A 17,234-nucleotide genomic window follows, 5' to 3' on the forward strand; every position below is an offset into this window, starting at 1 on the left:
CTCACCGGTACACCAAGGTCCGCCTCCCGTCCGGTCCCTGAACGCCTGTCAGGGAACCGCGGCCGGATCGGGTGACGCCGAGCCCGAACCGCGCCCGGCCGCGTCCGGGCCGTCGTCCCCGTCGACCGCGATACGGCGCCGCTTGGAGACGTACACCGCGCCGACGATCACGGCCACGGCGAGCACCGCGACCAGGGCCCGCACACCCGCGCTGGCGTCCTCCCCGAAGCTGAACTGCACGACCGCGGGCGCGATCAGCAGGGCCACCAGGTTCATGACCTTCAGCAGCGGGTTGATCGCGGGGCCTGCGGTGTCCTTGAACGGGTCGCCCACGGTGTCCCCGATCACGGTGGCCTCGTGGGAGGCGCTGCCCTTGCCGCCGTGGTGCCCGTCCTCGACGAGCTTCTTGGCGTTGTCCCACGCGCCACCGGAGTTGGCGAGGAAGACGGCCATGAGCGTGCCGGTGCCGATCGCCCCGGCGAGGAACGCCCCCAGCGCGCCGACCCCCAGCGAGAAGCCGACCGCGATCGGGGTCATCACGGCGAGCAGCCCGGGCGTGGCGAGTTCCCGCAGCGCGTCCTTGGTGCAGATGTCGACGACGCGCCCGTACTCGGGCTTCTCGGTGTGGTCCATGATCCCGGGATGCTCGCGGAACTGGCGTCGCACCTCGTAGACCACCGCGCCCGCGGACCGGGACACGGCGTTGATCGCGAGACCGGAGAAGAGGAAGACGACCGCCGCTCCGAGGATCAGGCCGACCAGGTTGTTGGGCTGGGAGATGTCCATCACCAGGTTCATCGGGGCGCCGTCGCCGAGCGTCTCCCCCACGTCCCGGGCCGCTGTGGCGATGGCGTCGCGGTAGGACCCGAAGAGGGCGGCCGCGGCGAGGACCGCGGTGGCGATGGCGATGCCCTTGGTGATGGCCTTGGTGGTGTTGCCGACGGCGTCGAGGTCGGTGAGGACCTGCGCCCCCGCGCCCTCCACGTCCCCGGACATCTCGGCGATGCCCTGGGCGTTGTCGGACACCGGGCCGAAGGTGTCCATGGCGACGATCACGCCGACCGTGGTCAGCAGTCCGGTACCGGCGAGCGCCACGGCGAACAGCGCCAGCATGATGGAGGTGCCGCCGAGGAGGAACGCCCCGTAGACGCCGAGGCCGATCAGCAGGGCCGTGTAGACGGCGGATTCGAGGCCGATGGAGATCCCGGCGAGGACGACGGTCGCCGGCCCGGTGAGCGAGGACTTGCCGATGTCCCGGACGGGACGCCGGTTCGTCTCGGTGAAGTAGCCGGTCAACTGCTGGATCAGCGCGGCCAGCACGATGCCGATGGCGACCGCGACCAGGGCGAGGACGCGCGGGTCCCCGTCGTGGGCGGCGACCGCCGCGTCGCCGACGCCGTCCAGTTCCGCGTACGAGGACGGGAGATAGACGAAGGCGGCCACGGCCACCAGGACCAGGGAGATCACCGCGGAGACGAAGAAGCCGCGGTTGATGGCGGACATCCCGCTGCGGTCGGCGCGCCGCGGGGCGACCGCGAAGATGCCGATCATCGCGGCGACCACGCCGATCGCCGGGACGATCAACGGGAAGGCCAGCCCGGCGTCTCCGAAGGCCGCCGTGCCGAGGATGAGCGCCGCGACCAGGGTCACGGCGTAGGACTCGAAGAGGTCGGCCGCCATGCCCGCGCAGTCGCCGACGTTGTCGCCCACGTTGTCGGCGATGGTCGCCGCGTTGCGGGGATCGTCCTCGGGGATGCCCTGTTCGACCTTGCCGACGAGGTCGGCCCCCACGTCGGCGGCCTTGGTGAAGATGCCGCCGCCGACCCTCATGAACATGGCGATCAGGGCAGCGCCCAGGCCGAAGCCCTCCAGCACCTTGGGCGCGTCGGCGGCGTACACGAGCACGACGCACGACGCACCGAGCAGGCCCAGGCCCACCGTGAACATGCCGACGACACCACCGGTACGGAAAGCGATCTTCATCGCCTTGTGCGCGACGGCGGTCAGATCCTTTTCCGGTTCGCCTTCCGCCGGGGTCGCCTCACGGGCGGCCGCGGCGACTCTGACATTCGCTCGGACGGCCAGCCGCATTCCGATGTATCCGGTGGCCGCGGAGAAGAGCGCGCCCACCAGGAAGAAGAGTGATCGGCCGATGCGCTGCGACCAGTCGTCGGCGGGCAGGAGGAGGAGAAGGAAGAACACCACGACGGCGAAGACGCCGAGAGTGCGCAGTTGCCGTGCCAGATAGGCGTTGGCGCCTTCCTGAACAGCCGCGGCGATCTTCTTCATGGCATCGGTGCCCTCGCCCGCGGCGAGGACCTGGCGCACGAGCAGTTGGGCGACGACCAGCGCCGCGAGGGCGACGACCGCGATGACGACGACGATCAACCGGTTGTCGTCCGTGAGCGTTGCCGCCATGTGGAAAGCGGGACGATCGGTCAGGTGCGGGTTGGAGAGCCCCGTCATTCGTCCTCCTTGACGCTCAGAGCTCAGATGTGGACGGATTGTAGGGATCAGAACCCGATCAAAACAGAGCACGGCAAATAGGAACGACCTTGTTCCGCCACTCGGGAAATGATCGCTTCCGGGAAATGCGCCCGAATGCAGTAATGGGCCGGGGGCGTTTCCGGTACGTCGCCGATCCGTCGTCGGTCCGCCGTCAGTCCGTCGTCGATCAGCGCGGATCTGCAAGGGATCAGTATTGACGCGCGGCCGGTCACCGAATGGGGGAGGAATTGCCGATCAGGTGCCGCCCGTCGGGGCCCCGGCCCGTCGGGCGCCCTCCGCGTGGCGCGAGGGGGTGGGCCGCCCTTGGGGCCCGCGGAACCGGGGCGGCAGGGCTCGGGCCCACGGAACCGGGCGGGGCAGGGCTCGGGCGGCGTCGGTCCGCCGCCGGAGGCGGACCGGGGTGCGGCCCGGGGTGCGGCCCGGGCGGGCCGTGCGCGGTGGCATACGCCGGGCGCGGGTAGGGGCGCGCGGGCTCCGACTGGCCCGCGCGGCGCAGATCCGGCCGGACCTCATTGGGCCGAACGGGTGACCGGGCGAAAAAACGAACGGCCGTCCCGGGCCCACTCGCCCGGGACGTGACCCGTCAGGACTCGGTGACCGGAGGCGGTGTCGCGGGCCAGCTCATGCGGATCAGCCCGCCGCCGTCGGTGGAGGAGACCTCCACGTCGTCGACGAGACCGCTGATCACGGCGAGGCCCATCTCGTCCTCGCCCTCCGGATCGGCGTCCTCGTCCGCGCCCGGCCCGCCGGCCGCGGACGACCCGGAGCCGACGCTCGGGACCTCGTCTCCGACCTCGATCGAGAACGCCTTCTCCTCCTCGGTGAGCCCGACCCGCACCGGCGCCGTGATGCCGTGGCTGCGGTGCAGCCCGACCGCACGGCTGCACGCCTCACCGACGGCGAGACGGACCTCGTCGAGCACCGCCTCGTCGACCCCGGCCCGGCGTGCGACGGCGGCGGCGACGAGCCGCGCCGTCCTCACATGCTCGGGCTGGGCGCTGAACCGGAGCTCGACGGTGGCCATGGCGGATCCCCCTCGGAGTACGAGCGTGCGTATCCGGGGCCCGGGCTGGATGCCCGGTGCCCCTCCTGCTTCCGGCAGTCCCGGCCGACCGTCAGTCGGTGGCCGCGACGGCCTCGTCGACCGTGGTGTGGATGGGGAACACCTTGGTCAGGCCCGTGATCCGGAAGATCTTGAGAATGCGCTCCTGGTTGCAGACCAGACGCAGCGAGCCCTCGTGGGCCCGCACACGCTTGAGACCGCCGACGAGCACGCCGAGGCCGGTGGAGTCGAGGAAATCCACGCCCTCCATGTCGACAACCAGGTGGTAGCTGCCGTCGTTCACCAACTCGACCAACTGCTCGCGCAGCTTGGGCGCGGTATAGACATCAATCTCGCCACCGACCTCGACGACCGTACGGTCGCCACCAGGGCCGGACACATTGCGAGTCGACAGGGACAGGTCCACGGATCCTCCAGCACCTTGCTATCGAGCGGCCGCCCCCTGAGGTCTCCCCGACGGAGCCGGAGGACGGTCGCCAGCCGCGATGGCATTCAATCACTTACCAGCAGCCATGCACGACGCCTTGGGACCATTGTCCGTCACGCCAGTGACACACTCGGTGCCGATGGCCAAGAATCAGCGTCCCAGTCGACCTCCCGGGAACGGGGAAAACAGCCCCTCCCCCGGCGAGGTCCTCGACCGGCTCACCGCAGGGGCGAACCGGGCCGCGCGCATCACTCATACGGAGCACCTGCCCCCGAGGCCGGGCCGGCATGCCGTCTGGCCCGAACGGATCCGCGCCGAAGTGATCGCGGCCGTCCAGCGGGCCGGGGTGGAGCACCCCTGGACCCACCAGGCCGAGGCCGCCGAGCACGCCCTCGACGGGGAATCCGTGGTCATCGCGACCGGTATGGCGTCCGGCAAGTCCCTCGCGTACCTCACCCCGGTCCTCAGCGCCCTCCTGGACGGCGCCGAGGCCCCGAACGGCCGGGGGACCACGGCCCTGTACCTGGCGCCCACCAAGGCTCTCGCGGCCGACCAGCGCCGGGCCGTCCGGGAACTCGCGGCCCCGCTGGGCAACCGCGTCCGCCCGGCGGTCTACGACGGCGACACCCCCGTCGAGGAACGCGAGTGGGTGCGCCAGTACGCCAACTACGTCCTGACCAACCCGGACATGCTCCACCGCGGGATACTCCCCGCCCACCCCCGCTGGTCCTCCTTCCTGCGCTCACTGCGCTATGTGGTCATCGACGAATGCCACACGTACCGGGGCGTGTTCGGCTCCCACGTGGCCCAGGTGCTGCGCCGTCTGCGCCGGCTCTGCGCCCGCTACGGGTCCGATCCCGTCTTCCTCCTCGCCTCCGCCACCGCCGCCGAACCGGCGGTGGCCGCCCGCCGCCTGACCGGCCTGCCGGTCCGGGAGGTCTCCGACGACGCCTCCCCGCGCGGCGAACTCGTCTTCGCCCTGTGGGAGCCGCCCCTGACCGAGCTGCACGGGGAACGCGGCGCCCCCGTGCGGCGCACCGCGACCGCCGAGACGGCCGACCTGCTCACCGACCTGACGGTCCAGGGCGTGCGCAGCGTCGCCTTCGTCCGCTCCCGGCGCGGCGCGGAGCTGATCTCCGTGATCGCCAAGGAGCGCCTCGCCGAGGTCGACCGGTCCCTCCCCCGGCGCGTCGCCTCCTACCGGGGCGGCTACCTCCCCGAGGAGCGCCGCGCCCTGGAGCGGGCCCTTCACTCCGGCGAACTCCTGGGCCTCGCCGCCACCACCGCCCTGGAACTGGGGGTGGACGTCGCCGGGCTCGACGCCGTGGTGATCGCCGGCTACCCGGGGACCCGCGCCTCCCTGTGGCAGCAGGCCGGGCGCGCCGGACGGTCAGGGCAGGGGGCCCTCGCGGTCCTGGTCGCCCGGGACGACCCGCTGGACACCTTCCTGGTCCACCATCCGGAGGCGCTGTTCCGGCGGCCGGTGGAGTCCACCGTGCTCGACCCGGACAACCCCTACGTCCTCGCGCCCCACCTCTGCGCGGCCGCCGCCGAGCTGCCCCTCACCGAGGCCGATCTCGAGCTGTTCGGGCCCGCGACGGGCGAGCTGATGCCCCAGCTGGAGAGCGCGCGGCTGCTGCGCCGCCGGGCCTCGGGCTGGCACTGGACGCGCCGCGAGAGGGCCTGCGACCTGACCGACATCCGGGGCGGCGGGGGCCGGCCGGTCCAGATCGTCGAGGCGGCCACCGGACGCCTCCTCGGCACGGTGGACGAGGAAGCGGCCCACGCCTCCGTGCACGACGGCGCCGTCCACCTCCACCAGGGCCGCACCTATCTGGTGAAGAACCTCGATCTGGAGGACTCGGTCGCCCTCGTGGAGGAGGCGAACCCCCCGTACTCGACCACCGCACGGGACACGACGTCCGTCTCCGTCCTGGAGACGGACGTCGAGATCCCGTGGGGCGACGGGCGGCTGTGCTACGGATCGGTGGAGGTCACCAACCAGGTCGTCTCCTTCCTGCGCCGCCGGCTGGTCACCGGCGAGGTGCTCGGCGAGTCGAAACTCGATCTGCCGCCCCGCACCCTGCGGACGCGGGCCGTGTGGTGGACGGTCACCGAGGACCAGCTCGACGCGGCCCGGATCGGTCCGGAGCAGCTCGGGGGCGCCCTGCACGCCGCCGAGCACGCCTCGATCGGGATGCTGCCGCTCTTCGCGACCTGCGACCGCTGGGACATCGGCGGTGTCTCCGTGCCTCTGCACCCGGACACTCTGCTGCCGACCGTCTTCGTGTACGACGGCCATCCGGGCGGCGCCGGGTTCGCCGAACGCGCCTTCCGCACCGCACGGGAGTGGCTGGCCGCGACCCGGGAGGCCATCGCCTCCTGCGAGTGCGAGGCGGGCTGCCCGTCCTGCATCCAGTCCCCCAAGTGCGGCAACGGGAACGACCCCCTGCACAAGCGCGGTGCCGTCCGGCTGCTCACCGAACTCCTGCGCGGCGCCCCGGCGGACCCGGCCGTGCCGGAAGGACCGAACGCCGGGGACGAGCCGGGGACTTCGGCCCCGCCACCCGCCCCCGACGAGCCTGGCACTTCCGACGGGCCACCGCCCCGGGACGGCTGAGCGGGCGGCTCCGCGCCCCCGGGAGCCGGTCCGGCCGGACCGGCCCGGGCCCGGCCGCGCGGCGCGTACGGGCCGAACCGGACCTGCGCCGTCACCTCCGCGATCTCGCCCGTCACCACGCACCGGACCACCTCGGCCCCCTGCGCACGGGCGACCTTCGCCGCGAAACCGCAGGCCGCCTCCGCGCCGCCGAGGGCACGGTCGGCGGCTGCGAGGGCCGCGAGGTCGGCGGCGGCCGCCGCCCGGTGCCGCGCCACAACCGCCTGCCCCAGGGCGAGGACCACGGCGAACACCGCGCAGAGCACCGTGGTGACAGCCGCCACCCACACGGTGGCGGACCCCCTGTCGGCCCGCGATCCCGCGCCGTGACGGCCCCGGCCGCAGCTCATGTCCCCACCCCCGGCGCGCCGTTGCCGGTATCGGATCCCGGGAGCGCCTCGCCACCGCCGGGCCCGGGCCGTACCTCCGCCCCGCCATTGCCCGGCCCGGGCCCCGGGACCGTTCCGGGCGGCGCCGGCCCAGGCACCGGCCCGCCCTCGCCCACCGCGTCCTCCGCCGCGGCCGCCGCCCCCGAGCGCAGTGTCAGCCCCAGCCCGCCCGGCCCGGGAGCCGGCGCCTCGACCCGGACCCGCCAGAGGTCCCCGTCCCGCTCCACCGCGACCCGGGCCCCGGACGGCGCGGCCGCGCGGGCGACCGAGACCGCGACCGGGACGGGCTCCGACCTGGCGGCCGCGCGAGCCCCGGCCCGTGCCGCGTCCACGCACTGGATCTGCGCCGCTGCGGCCATGAGCCCCCAGACGAGCGCCGCGGCGAAGACCACCAGTGCCGGCAGCGCCACGGCCGCCTCCGCCGTCACGGACCCCCGGTCGGGGATGCCGCGCGGCCGCCGGGTCCGGGCCGGGGCCCGGGCCTCAGAACTGTCCATCGAGGGCCTTCCTGATGACGGATTCCAGGGCCTTGGACACCGCCCCGCTGGTGACGACCTTGTAGAGCACGGCCGCGAACGCACACGCGGCGATGGTCCCCATGGCGTACTCGGAGGTGGTCATACCGCCGTCCCCGCGAAGCCTCGACGCGAGCCCGCCGACCGCCCGCGCCCAGGCATCGCGCAGGCCGCCGCCCGGCCCGCCCCTGCCCCGGCCTGCCGTGCGCCGGATCGTTTCCCGCATGTGCGACCTCATGTGCAACCTCCTGATGGTGAAAAGCGGGTGATGAACTGCTGCCAATGAATGAGCTGCCGGTGAGGAACGGGGTCAGCCGGTCCGGAGCAGGCCGCCGACGAGGCCGATCACGACCGGTGCCACTCCGATGGCGAGGAAGGCGGGCAGGAAGCAGAGCCCCACCGGCGCCGTGATCTGCACCTGGGCACGGCGTCCGCGCGCGGTCGTCGCGCGGGCGCGCTCCGCTCTGAGCCGGTCGGCAAGCCGTGCCATCGGCTCCGCCATCGGCACGCCGGTGGAGTCCGCGCGCTCCAGACAGCGGGCGAGGGCCTCCGCGCCCACGGAGCGGCCGAACCATTCCCAGGCGTCCACCGGATCGCGTCCGAGCCGCAGATGGGCCGCGACCGCCGCCAGGCGTCCCCCGACCGGCCCGCCGAGCGACTGCCCCACCGCCTCGGCGGCCTCACGCGGACCCGCGCCCGCGGCGATGCACGCCGCCAGCAGGTCAGCCGCCAACGGCAGTTGACGCGCGGCCACCGCGGGATCGGCAGTCACCGCGGAGCCGTCCCCCCCGGCCCCTCCGTCGCACTCACGGCGCCCCGTCCGGGCCCGCTGCCGGCGCCGCACCCCGTACCGGACGCCGAGCCCCGCGATCACCCCCACCAACACCCCGGCCGGACCGCCGACGAGCACATAGCAGGCCGCAAGGGCACCGAGGGGCCCGGCGGCCTCCCGCAGACGGTGGCGCAATACGGCCCTCGCGCGGCGCTGTTGACGCTCGACGGACAGCAGTGCCTCGATCCGTCTCCGCCCGGCCCGCGCCCGGCGGTGCGCCGAGAGCAGGGCGACCACGGCTCCGGCGGCGGCGAGCCCGGAGAGCACCGCCCCCAGCCGCTGCAGGGAGTCGGCCGTCATGACGCCTCCCCCGCGCGGACGATCCGCCCCGCCCACAGCAGCCCGGCCGCCTCCAGCAGGCCCCCGGCGACCAGGCAGGCGTACCCGGCCGGGGTGTGGAAGAGCACCCGCAGCGGATCTGCGCCGAGCGCCCAGCCCATGGCCAGCCCGGCGGCCGGAAGCAGCGCGAGAAGCACGACGGTGGAGTGTGCTCCGGCCAGCTGGGCTCTCAACTCCTCGCGTTGTTCCCGCTCCGCCCGCAGAGCCGCCTCCAGCCGGTCCAGTCCGGCGGCGAGCCCGGCACCGCTGTCCACGGCCACCTGCCAGCAGGCCGCCATACCGGCCAGGCCCTCGGCCCCGTCCTGCCGGGACGCGTCCCGCAGGGCCTCGGGCACGTCCCCGCCGAACCGCGCCGCCGCCAGGACCGCCGGCTCCGCGTCGCCGAGTGCCCCCGTGTGCCGCGCCCCGGCCCGCAGGGCCTGCCCCGGCTGGAGCCCCGCCCGCAGCTCGCCCGCGACGGCCCCGCACAGGGCTACCACGGCCTCGGCCCGGCGGTCCCGCTCCAGCCCCCGAGCCCTCCGGCCCAGCTTCCGCCGCACCAGCGGCACGGCCAGGGCGCCCAGCACGGCGGGCACCACGGACGCGGCCAGCACCGCCAGCAGAAGCCCCGTGGGCACGCACAGCCACTCCCGGTGGCGGCGGACGGCGTCCGGCACCCCGGTCCATGACCACCTCGGCGGCCAGTCCGCGGCCGGACCCCCGGCGAGCAGCAGCCTCGCCCGCCGCCGCCCCTGGTGCTCCCGGCCGGCCAGCAGCCAGGCCGCGGCTCCCGCGCAGACGGCCGCCGCGCACATCGCCTCCGCGGTCCTCACAGCCGCTCCCCGGTCAGTTCGCACAGCTGCCGCCAGCCCGCTTCCCGGGTGAACGCCCCGGTGCCCCACCGCAGGGCGGGCACCGTGACGACCAGCCCGGCGGGGTCGCGCTCCAGCACATGGATCTCCGCGACGCGCCGCTGTCCGGTCGGGCTCCGCACCAGGTGGACCACGACGGCCAGAGCCGCCGCCAGCTGGCTGTGCAGAGCCGCCCGGTCGAGCCCGGCCGTGGTGCCCAGGGCCTCCAGCCGAGCGGGCACATGCGCCGCCGCGTTGGCGTGGACCGTGCCGCAGCCCCCTTCGTGGCCCGTGTTCAGGGCGGCCAGAAGATCGGCGACCTCGTGTCCTCGCACCTCCCCGACCACCAGCCGGTCGGGGCGCATCCGCAGTGCCTGCCGGACCAGGTCCCGCAGGGTCACCTGGCCCACGCCCTCCTGGTTGGGCGGCCGGGATTCGAGCCGGACGACATGGGGATGGTCGGGCCGCAGCTCCGCCGAGTCCTCGGCGAGCACGATGCGCTCCCGGCCGCCGACGAGACCGAGGAGGCTGCTCAGCAGCGTGGTCTTCCCCGTGCCGGTGCCCCCGCTGATCAGGAACGACAGCCGTGCCCTCATCAGCGCCGCGAGGACCCGGTCGCCACCCGGTGGCACGGTGCCCGCCGCGACCAGCTCCTCCAGGGAGAAGGCCCGGTGCCGGGCCACCCGCAGGGAGAGGCAGGTGGACTCCACGGCGACCGGCGGGAGGACGGCGTGCATCCGGGTGCCGCCGGGCAGCCGCGCGTCGACCCACGGGCGGGCGTCGTCCAGGCGGCGCCCCGCGACGGCGGCCAGCCGCTGGGCGAGCCGGCGCACGGCGGCCGCGTCCGCGAAGGTGACGTCGGTCAGCTCCAGACCGATGCCCCGGTCCACCCAGACCCGGTCGGGTGCGGACACCAGAACATCGGTGACGGACGAGTCGGCGAACAGGGGTTCCAGCGGGCCCGTGCCGACGAGTTCGCCGCGCAGTTCGGCGGTGCCGCCCAGGACTTCGGCGTCCCCCAGCAGCCGGCCCTGGGCGCGCAGGGCGGCGGCCACCCGGGCCGGGGTGGGCTCGGCCCCGCTCTCCACCAGCTTCTGGCGGACCGCGTCCAGCAGCCCGGTGCTCATGACCCGGCCTCCGCGGGAAGGGCCTGCTCCCAGAAGGCGCCACAGAACCTGGCCAGAGGCCCCCGGCCGCCCGCGCCCGGCGGTGAGCCGTCGTCCCGCGCGGCCGGCAGGCCCGGATCCACCGGGAGTTCGCCGGCGAGCGGCAGTCCCAGGGCTCCGGCCACCCAGCGGTCGTCCAGACCCGGCGCGTACGGCCCCCGGGCGACGACCCGCAGATCGGCCAGGACCATGCCCACCGCCGACGCCACGCGGTTCGCGGCGGCCACGGCCCGCAGCTCGCCCGGGACCACCAGCAACCCGACGTCCATCTGGGCCAGCGCCTCGGCCACCCCCTCGTCCACCCGGCGCGGGAGGTCCACGACGACCACCCCGCCCCTGCGGCGGGCCGCCGCCAGCACCGAGCGCATCGCCTCCGGCGGGACGACCACGGAATCGCCCCGGTCCCAGCTCAGGACCCGCAGGGAGTGCAGCCGGGGAAGCGACTCCTCCAGCGCTCCGCCCGCCACTCGCCCCTTGGAGGCCGCGAAATCAGGCCATCGGCGGCCCTCCGCGTGCTCCCCGCCGAGGAGCACGTCCAGCCCGCCGCCGAGCGGGTCCGCGTCGACGAGCATGGTGCGCCGGCCGGAACTGGCCGCGGTGACGGCGAGGGCGCAGGCCAGCGTCGACGCGCCCGCCCCGCCGCGCCCGCCGATCACCCCGACGGTCAGCGCCGGACGCCCCACCCCTTCGACCACGTCAGCCAGCCGGTCGACCAGCCAGGTCTCGGCCTCGGGCAGGCACAGCACACTGTCCGCGCCGATCTCCACGGCGCGCCGCCAGACATCGGGATCGTCCTGGTCCCGGCCGACGAGCAGGACTCCGCTGCGCCGTACGGCACCGCGGCAGCGGTCGGCCGCGTCCCCGCCGACGAGGATCAGCGGCGCGCCCTCCCAGACGCCCCTCCGTTCGGGCACGCCGTGGTGAACTTCCGGTTCCGCTCCGGCCGCCGCGCACAAGCGCAGCAGGTCGTCCAGCAGATCGGTGTCCTCGGTGACGATCAGCGGTCCGTCCCGGCGTGCTTCACCGGTGTGCGGTCGCTGCGATGCGATGGATCCGGCCACGGTCCCACCCCTCTCCGTGCGCGCCCGCATGGCGACGGAACGCGCGTTTTCCTCCGGCCCGCGAAGTTCGCGGCTGGAATCACGGTGGAGCGCACCGGAAAATCGTGTGGATCTTGCTGAAAAACTGTGGACAACCCGCTGACTGTGAATATCCCGGTAGCTCATACCGGTGAGTGGTGATTCCTCCCGCAGCGCAGCACGACAACTACACAGAGTGATGCATTCAGGGCAGAGCCTTCCGCTGCCGGGGCGGCGCCGACGAGGGCTGCAGTTGTGCGATCGAACGGGCGACTGGGCCCGAAACCCACCCGGACATGCGACGACCCCCGCCGGGGGGGAGAGCGGGGGTCGTCTTTCCGGCCGACTCGGGGGGGGAGGAGCCGGGCCGGGTTAGCACGGTCGCGAACGATCCGTGACTTCCATGGTGTACCCGAGAGCCTTCTCAGGCAAACCCACGCGCCCTAGCGTACGCCGAATGGCGGGCGCATATGCTCTGCGCGTGGAAAACCACTCGTTGCCGCGCACCGCAGCCTTCTTCGACCTGGACAAGACGGTCATTGCGAAGTCCTCGACGCTGACCTTCGGCAAGTCCTTCTACCAGGGCGGGCTGATCAACCGCCGCGCCGCGCTGCGCACCGCCTACACGCAGTTCGTCTTCCTGGCCGGCGGCGCGGACCACGACCAGATGGAGCGGATGCGGGAGTACCTGTCCGCGCTCTGCAAGGGCTGGAACGTGCAGCAGGTGAAGGAGATCGTCGCGGAGACCCTGCACGACCTCATCGACCCGATCATCTACGACGAGGCCGCCTCGCTGATCGAGGAGCACCACGCGGCCGGCCGCGATGTGGTCATCGTCTCGTCGTCCGGCGCCGAGGTCGTGGAGCCGATCGGGGAACTGCTGGGCGCCGACCGGGTGGTGGCCACCCGCATGGTGGTCGGCGACGACGGCTGCTTCACCGGCGAGATCGCGTACTACGCCTACGGTCCGACCAAGGCGGAGGCGGTCCGCGAGCTGGCCGAGTCGGAGGGGTACGACCTGTCTCGGTGCTACGCGTACAGCGATTCGGCGACCGACATCCCGATGCTCGCCGCGGTCGGCCACCCGCACGCGGTCAACCCGGACCGGGCCCTGCGGCGGGAGGCGGCGCAGCGCGACTGGCCGGTCCTCGCCTTCAACCGCCCGGTGCGGCTCAAGCAGCGGCTGCCCGCCCTGTCGATGCCGCCCCGCCCCGCACTGGTGGCCGCGGCGGCCGTCGGGGCGGCGGCCGCGACGGCCGGGCTCGTCTGGTACGCCAGCCGCCGCCGCGGGGCGGCCCGCGCGGCGGCGGTCTGAGCCCTGCCAGCCGCGGGCGGCCCCGGACCAAGTTCCGGCACGACGGCCGCGCACGGTCCGGCGTGCCACCGCTCCGGACCATGGCCGGTTTTCGCCCTGTTTGAACCTGAAAGTAAAGATCTGCGGGCAGGGGTTTCGCATCGCAGCACGCAGGAGTACAAAGGATTCAACGGCCCGCGAGACCGAGGACATCCGAAAGGATCACCTTTAATACGCACAAAGGCCCCACGGACCGATGCATGGAAGCCGAGCACCCACGCGACGTCGACCCGTCGATTACGGGCCAGCCACACCAGGTGACGGGCAAAGAACCCGACCTGATGGGCGCATACAAGAGGACGCTTGGTAACTGGGTGGACATGCCAGCGGCGGTACCACAAGGTACCGCCGCATCTCTGTGTCCGAGCGCATCCGCACGGGCTCAGGCGGCGCCCCGCTGAAGCGCTTCGCAGACCGCGGTCGACTCCCGCACCCCCAGCTCCACGGCCCGCCCGCAGTGGGCGATCCACGCGGCCATCCCCTGCGGCGTCCCGGAAAGATAGCCCTCGAAGGCGGCGAGATACGCCGCGCGCCCCTGCTCCGCGTGCCCGACCTCGGCCGGGCAGATCGACTTGGGGTCGAGTCCGCTGCCGATCAGGACGATGCGTTCGGCGGTCCGGGCGATGAGCCCGTTGTGCGAGGTGAACGGCCGCAGGGCGAGCAGTTCCCCGTGCACGACCGCCGCGGAGACCAGGGCGGGCGCCGAGCTGCCGGTGACGATCAGCTCCGCGAGTCCGTCCAGGCGTCCGGCGACCTCGTCCGCGTCGGGCAGGGCCGTCTCGACGAGGGGTTCGTCGACCTGCTCACCGGCCAGCCGCGGACGCCCCACCGTGGTGTCGTCCGCGCCCCCGCTCGCCGCCACCAGGTGCAGGCGGGCCAGGACCCGGAGCGGGGACTGCCGCCAGATCGAGAGCAGTTGACCGGCCTCGGCGGTCAGCCGCAGGGCGGCGCCGACGGTGCGCGCCTCGGGTTCACCGCCAAAGTCGGTGCGCCTGCGCACCTCTTCGAGGGCCCAGTCGGCCCCGGACAGGGCGGCGGAGCCACGGGCTCCGCGCAGCGCGGCCTCGGAGGTGATCTCGTTGCTGCGCCGGCGCATGACCCGGTGCTCGTAGACCCGATCCACGGCTTTGCGGACGGAGTCCACGGAGTCCGTGACACCCGGGAGCGCGCCGAGAGCGGCGAGCGGATCGGTCGACGAGGCGTTCGTACTCATAACCAGCGAGGCTACGCGCCCGCGCCCGGGACCCCACCTTGGAGTGGTCTTCTTCACGCACTTGACAACCATGTGCATCCGTGCGGCTACCCTAGGTGAACATGAAGATCGCTTTCGTGGGGAAGGGCGGCAGCGGGAAGACCACCCTGTCGTCGCTTTTCATCCGTCACCTCGCGTCCGAGTCGGCCCCGGTCATCGCCGTGGACGCCGACATCAACCAGCACCTCGGCGCCGCACTCGGTCTGGACGAGGTGGCGGCGGCCGCGCTGCCCGCCATGGGGGCCCGGCTTCCGCTGATCAAGGACTATCTGCGGGGGACCAATCCCCGGATCACCTCGGCCGAGACCATGATCAAGACGACTCCACCCGGCCACGGGTCCCGGCTGCTGCGGGTCCAGGAGGAGAACCCGGTCTACGAGGCGTGCGCCCGCCGGGTCGCCCTGGACGACGGCGGGATCCGGCTGATGGCGACCGGCCCGTTCACCGAGTCCGATCTCGGGGTCGCCTGCTACCACTCCAAGGTCGGAGCGGTGGAGCTGTGCCTCAACCACCTGGTCGACGGCCCCGGCGAGTATGTCGTGGTCGACATGACGGCCGGCTCGGACTCCTTCGCCTCCGGGATGTTCACCCGCTTCGACATGACCTTCCTGGTGGCCGAGCCGACCCGCAAGGGAGTGTCCGTCTACCGCCAGTACAAGGAGTACGCACGGGACTTCGGCGTGGCCCTGCGGGTCGTGGGCAACAAGGTGCAGGGCCCCGAGGACGTGGACTTCCTGCGCGAGGAGGTGGGCGACGACCTCCTGGTGACCTTCGGCCACTCGGACTGGGTCCGCGCCATGGAGAAGGGCCGGCCGCCGCACTTCGACCGCCTTGAGTCGGGGAACCGCGAGGCGCTGCGGGTCCTGAGGTCCGCGGCCGACGCCACGTACGAACGGCGGGACCCCGAGCGCTACACCCGGCAGATGGTCCACTTCCATCTGCGGAACGCGGAGAGCTGGGGGAACGCGAAGACGGGGGCGGACCTGGCCGCCCAGGTCGACCCCTCGTTCGTGCTCGGCGAGCACGCGGCCGTCCCCCAGCCGGGCTGACCATGCGGCGGGGTGGTCACGGTGTCGCCGCGACCACCCCGCGTGCGGAACGCATCCGGCGCCCCGGCATAGGAGCACGTCCGGTGCCCGGCCCGGCTGTTCGGCTACCGGCCGGACCTGGGAGCCGGCGGAGCGGCCGCCTCCGGGGGCGCCGCCAGGAACTGCGCCCAGCCACCCTTCGGCGCCTCCCCGACCTTCAGCTGCCGCATCTTCTCCAGGACCAGCGGGTCCTGCGCGTCGAGCCAGTCCACGAGCTGACGGAACGACACGCACTTGACGTCGCTCTTCACGCAGACCGTGGCGATGGTCTCCTCGATGGCGTCCATGTAGACGCCGCCGTTCCACGACTCGAAGTGGTTTCCGATGATCATGGGAGCCCGGTTGCCGTTGTAGGCGCGCTCGAAGCCCCGGAGGAGCCCGTCACGCATCTGGTTGCCCCAGACCTTGTGCATGGCCGGGTCGCCCTGGGTGGTGACCGACTGGTTGACCAGGAAGTTGTAGTCCATCGCCAGCGTCTCGAAGGCGCGCCCGGGGACCGGGACCATCTGCAGGGAGACGTCCCACAGGCCGTGCTTCTTCTGCGGCCACACCTGGTCGTTGACGCCGCTGGTGTCGTAGCGGAAGCCGAGTTCGCTCGCCGCGCGCATGAAGTTCTCCTGCCCTTCCAGGCAGGGGGTGCGGGCGCCGATGAGTTCCTTGTCGTAGTCGAAGGGGAGCGGATCGGCGGAGGGCAGGCCGGCGTTGGTCTTCCAGTTCTTCACGAAGGACTTGGCCTGGGCGATCTCGCTCTTCCACTCGTCGACCGACCAGGTGCCCACCCCCCCGTCAGCGCCGCAGAAGTGGCCGTTGAAGTGGGTGCCCACCTCATTGCCGTCCTGCCAGGCGGCGCGCAGTTCGCGGACGGTGTTCCTGATCCCCTCGACGTCGTTGAAGCCGATGTCGGAGCGGCCGGCGGCGTGCTGCGGGGGCTCGTAGAGGGCCCGCTTCTCCTCGGGCAGGAGGTAGACGCCGCTGAGGAAGTACGTCATCGTCGCGTCGTACTTCTTGCCGACCGCGCGGAAACGGGAGAACAGCTTCTGGCTGTCCTCGCCTGCGCCGTCCCAGGAGAAGACCACGAACTGGGGCGGCTTCTCGCCCGGCGCGAGGCGCTTGGGCTTGAGCAGGTTGGGCTGGGCGCCGGTGAAGGCGGTGGACCCGTCACCGATCAGGCGGACGGCGCTCTTGGGCGCCGCGACGCCCTCCTTCCCCGCCTGGGCGCCGGGCTCGCTTCCGCTCCCGCCCCGGTCACCGCCGGACGTGGAGCACCCCGCGAGCCCGGCGATCAGGGCCGCGGCGACTGCGCCGACGGCGACGGTTCTCTTGGTGACCTTCGTGACGGCCAGCATCCGCCCACCTCTTTCATATGCCGATACGACTGTCTGATGGCGGTGTCGTGGAGCCGACAAGGTCGCACCGAGGGGGCGAAGGGGAGGGGGCGACGGGCCGCGATGAAATCACTAATCACCACATCAGGTGAGTGATTGCCCTATTTGCCCGAATGCCCTGCGTGTCCGCGGGGTCCGCCATGCGGCTGAACCGCGCGGACACCCCGGCCGTGAGAAGGGATGGCACCCCTCCCCACCGCTCGGGGCCGGGGCACCGCCGTCCGGCGGTGCGAGGCGCTTCGACCCCGCACCGCCGGGCGCCCGAAAGACGCGCACAGGTCTAAACCAATTACCCGAAGGCCCTTGTCACCCGGCCCCGCGGCTGATGAGCTATGGCCTGGGACACAT

The 17,234-nt window shown here is 73.1% G+C and carries 14 protein-coding genes and 1 pseudogene; 3 read left to right on the forward strand and 12 right to left on the reverse strand.

All coding sequences use genetic code 11. The features are described from left to right. Window positions 1-48: 48 nt before the first annotated feature. The 3 genes from C593_RS0103030 to C593_RS0103040 form a co-directional block, all read right to left on the reverse strand. Complete coding sequence (locus C593_RS0103030; protein WP_018845837.1) at window positions 49-2,466, reverse strand: sodium-translocating pyrophosphatase; 2,418 nt, start codon at window positions 2,464-2,466, stop codon at window positions 49-51. A gap of 625 nt (window positions 2,467-3,091) precedes the next feature. Further along, window positions 3,092-3,532, reverse strand: a complete 441-nt coding sequence (locus C593_RS0103035; RefSeq protein ID WP_018845838.1) for an ATP-binding protein — start codon at window positions 3,530-3,532, stop codon at window positions 3,092-3,094. A 91-nt stretch (window positions 3,533-3,623) separates the two neighbouring features. After that, complete coding sequence (locus C593_RS0103040; RefSeq protein WP_003967428.1) at window positions 3,624-3,977, reverse strand: STAS domain-containing protein; 354 nt, start codon at window positions 3,975-3,977, stop codon at window positions 3,624-3,626. A gap of 79 nt (window positions 3,978-4,056) precedes the next feature. Here C593_RS0103040 and C593_RS28715 point away from each other — a divergent pair, with 79 nt between their 5' ends. Beyond that, on the forward strand, window positions 4,057-6,618 hold the full coding sequence (locus tag C593_RS28715; protein WP_078521136.1) for a DEAD/DEAH box helicase: 2,562 nt from the start codon (window positions 4,057-4,059) through the stop codon (window positions 6,616-6,618). Between the two features lie 95 nt (window positions 6,619-6,713). Here the strand turns inward: C593_RS28715 and C593_RS31225 are convergent. The 7 genes and pseudogenes from C593_RS31225 to ssd form a co-directional block, all read right to left on the reverse strand. Next, window positions 6,714-7,007, reverse strand: a pseudogene (locus C593_RS31225) (Rv3654c family TadE-like protein); the annotation flags it as partial. Beyond that, entirely contained in the window at window positions 7,004-7,543 is a 540-nt protein-coding gene (locus C593_RS33550; RefSeq protein ID WP_018845840.1) for a TadE family type IV pilus minor pilin, read from the reverse strand. The pseudogene C593_RS31225 and the gene C593_RS33550, both read right to left, overlap by 4 nt. Beyond that, window positions 7,530-7,799 carry a DUF4244 domain-containing protein gene (locus tag C593_RS0103055; protein WP_018845841.1) on the reverse strand — a complete coding sequence of 90 codons (270 nt, stop codon included), beginning with the start codon at window positions 7,797-7,799 and terminating at the stop codon, window positions 7,530-7,532. The genes C593_RS33550 and C593_RS0103055 overlap by 14 nt, the downstream gene beginning before the upstream one ends. A gap of 72 nt (window positions 7,800-7,871) precedes the next feature. Then, entirely contained in the window at window positions 7,872-8,693 is an 822-nt protein-coding gene (locus C593_RS0103060) for a type II secretion system F family protein (RefSeq protein ID WP_018845842.1), read from the reverse strand. Beyond that, window positions 8,690-9,526, reverse strand: a complete 837-nt coding sequence (locus tag C593_RS0103065) for a type II secretion system F family protein (RefSeq protein ID WP_020610214.1) — start codon at window positions 9,524-9,526, stop codon at window positions 8,690-8,692. The genes C593_RS0103060 and C593_RS0103065 overlap by 4 nt, the downstream gene beginning before the upstream one ends. 14 nt (window positions 9,527-9,540) lie before the next feature. Further along, window positions 9,541-10,689: a TadA family conjugal transfer-associated ATPase gene (locus tag C593_RS0103070; protein ID WP_018845844.1), complete on the reverse strand. Its 1,149-nt coding sequence runs from the start codon at window positions 10,687-10,689 to the stop codon at window positions 9,541-9,543. Then, on the reverse strand, window positions 10,686-11,789 hold the full coding sequence (gene ssd, locus C593_RS0103075) for a septum site-determining protein Ssd (protein WP_018845845.1): 1,104 nt from the start codon (window positions 11,787-11,789) through the stop codon (window positions 10,686-10,688). The genes C593_RS0103070 and ssd overlap by 4 nt, the downstream gene beginning before the upstream one ends. Window positions 11,790-12,264: 475 nt before the next feature. Here ssd and C593_RS0103080 point away from each other — a divergent pair, with 475 nt between their 5' ends. Further along, on the forward strand, window positions 12,265-13,122 hold the full coding sequence (locus tag C593_RS0103080; protein WP_037744632.1) for an HAD-IB family hydrolase: 858 nt from the start codon (window positions 12,265-12,267) through the stop codon (window positions 13,120-13,122). Window positions 13,123-13,543: 421 nt separating this feature from the next. On the opposite strand, the gene C593_RS0103085 is transcribed toward C593_RS0103080, so the two are convergent. Then, a complete protein-coding gene (locus C593_RS0103085; RefSeq protein ID WP_018845847.1) occupies window positions 13,544-14,374 on the reverse strand; it encodes a Fic family protein in 831 nt (276 codons plus the stop codon). Between the two features lie 101 nt (window positions 14,375-14,475). Here C593_RS0103085 and C593_RS0103090 point away from each other — a divergent pair, with 101 nt between their 5' ends. Further along, on the forward strand, window positions 14,476-15,462 hold the full coding sequence (locus C593_RS0103090) for a nucleotide-binding protein (protein WP_018845848.1): 987 nt from the start codon (window positions 14,476-14,478) through the stop codon (window positions 15,460-15,462). 104 nt (window positions 15,463-15,566) lie between these two features. Here the strand turns inward: C593_RS0103090 and C593_RS0103095 are convergent, their stop codons facing one another. Beyond that, window positions 15,567-16,847, reverse strand: a complete 1,281-nt coding sequence (locus C593_RS0103095; protein WP_018845849.1) for a hypothetical protein — start codon at window positions 16,845-16,847, stop codon at window positions 15,567-15,569. Between the last annotated feature and the right edge of the window lie 387 nt (window positions 16,848-17,234).

Source organism: Streptomyces sp. CNT372, assembly GCF_000377145.1.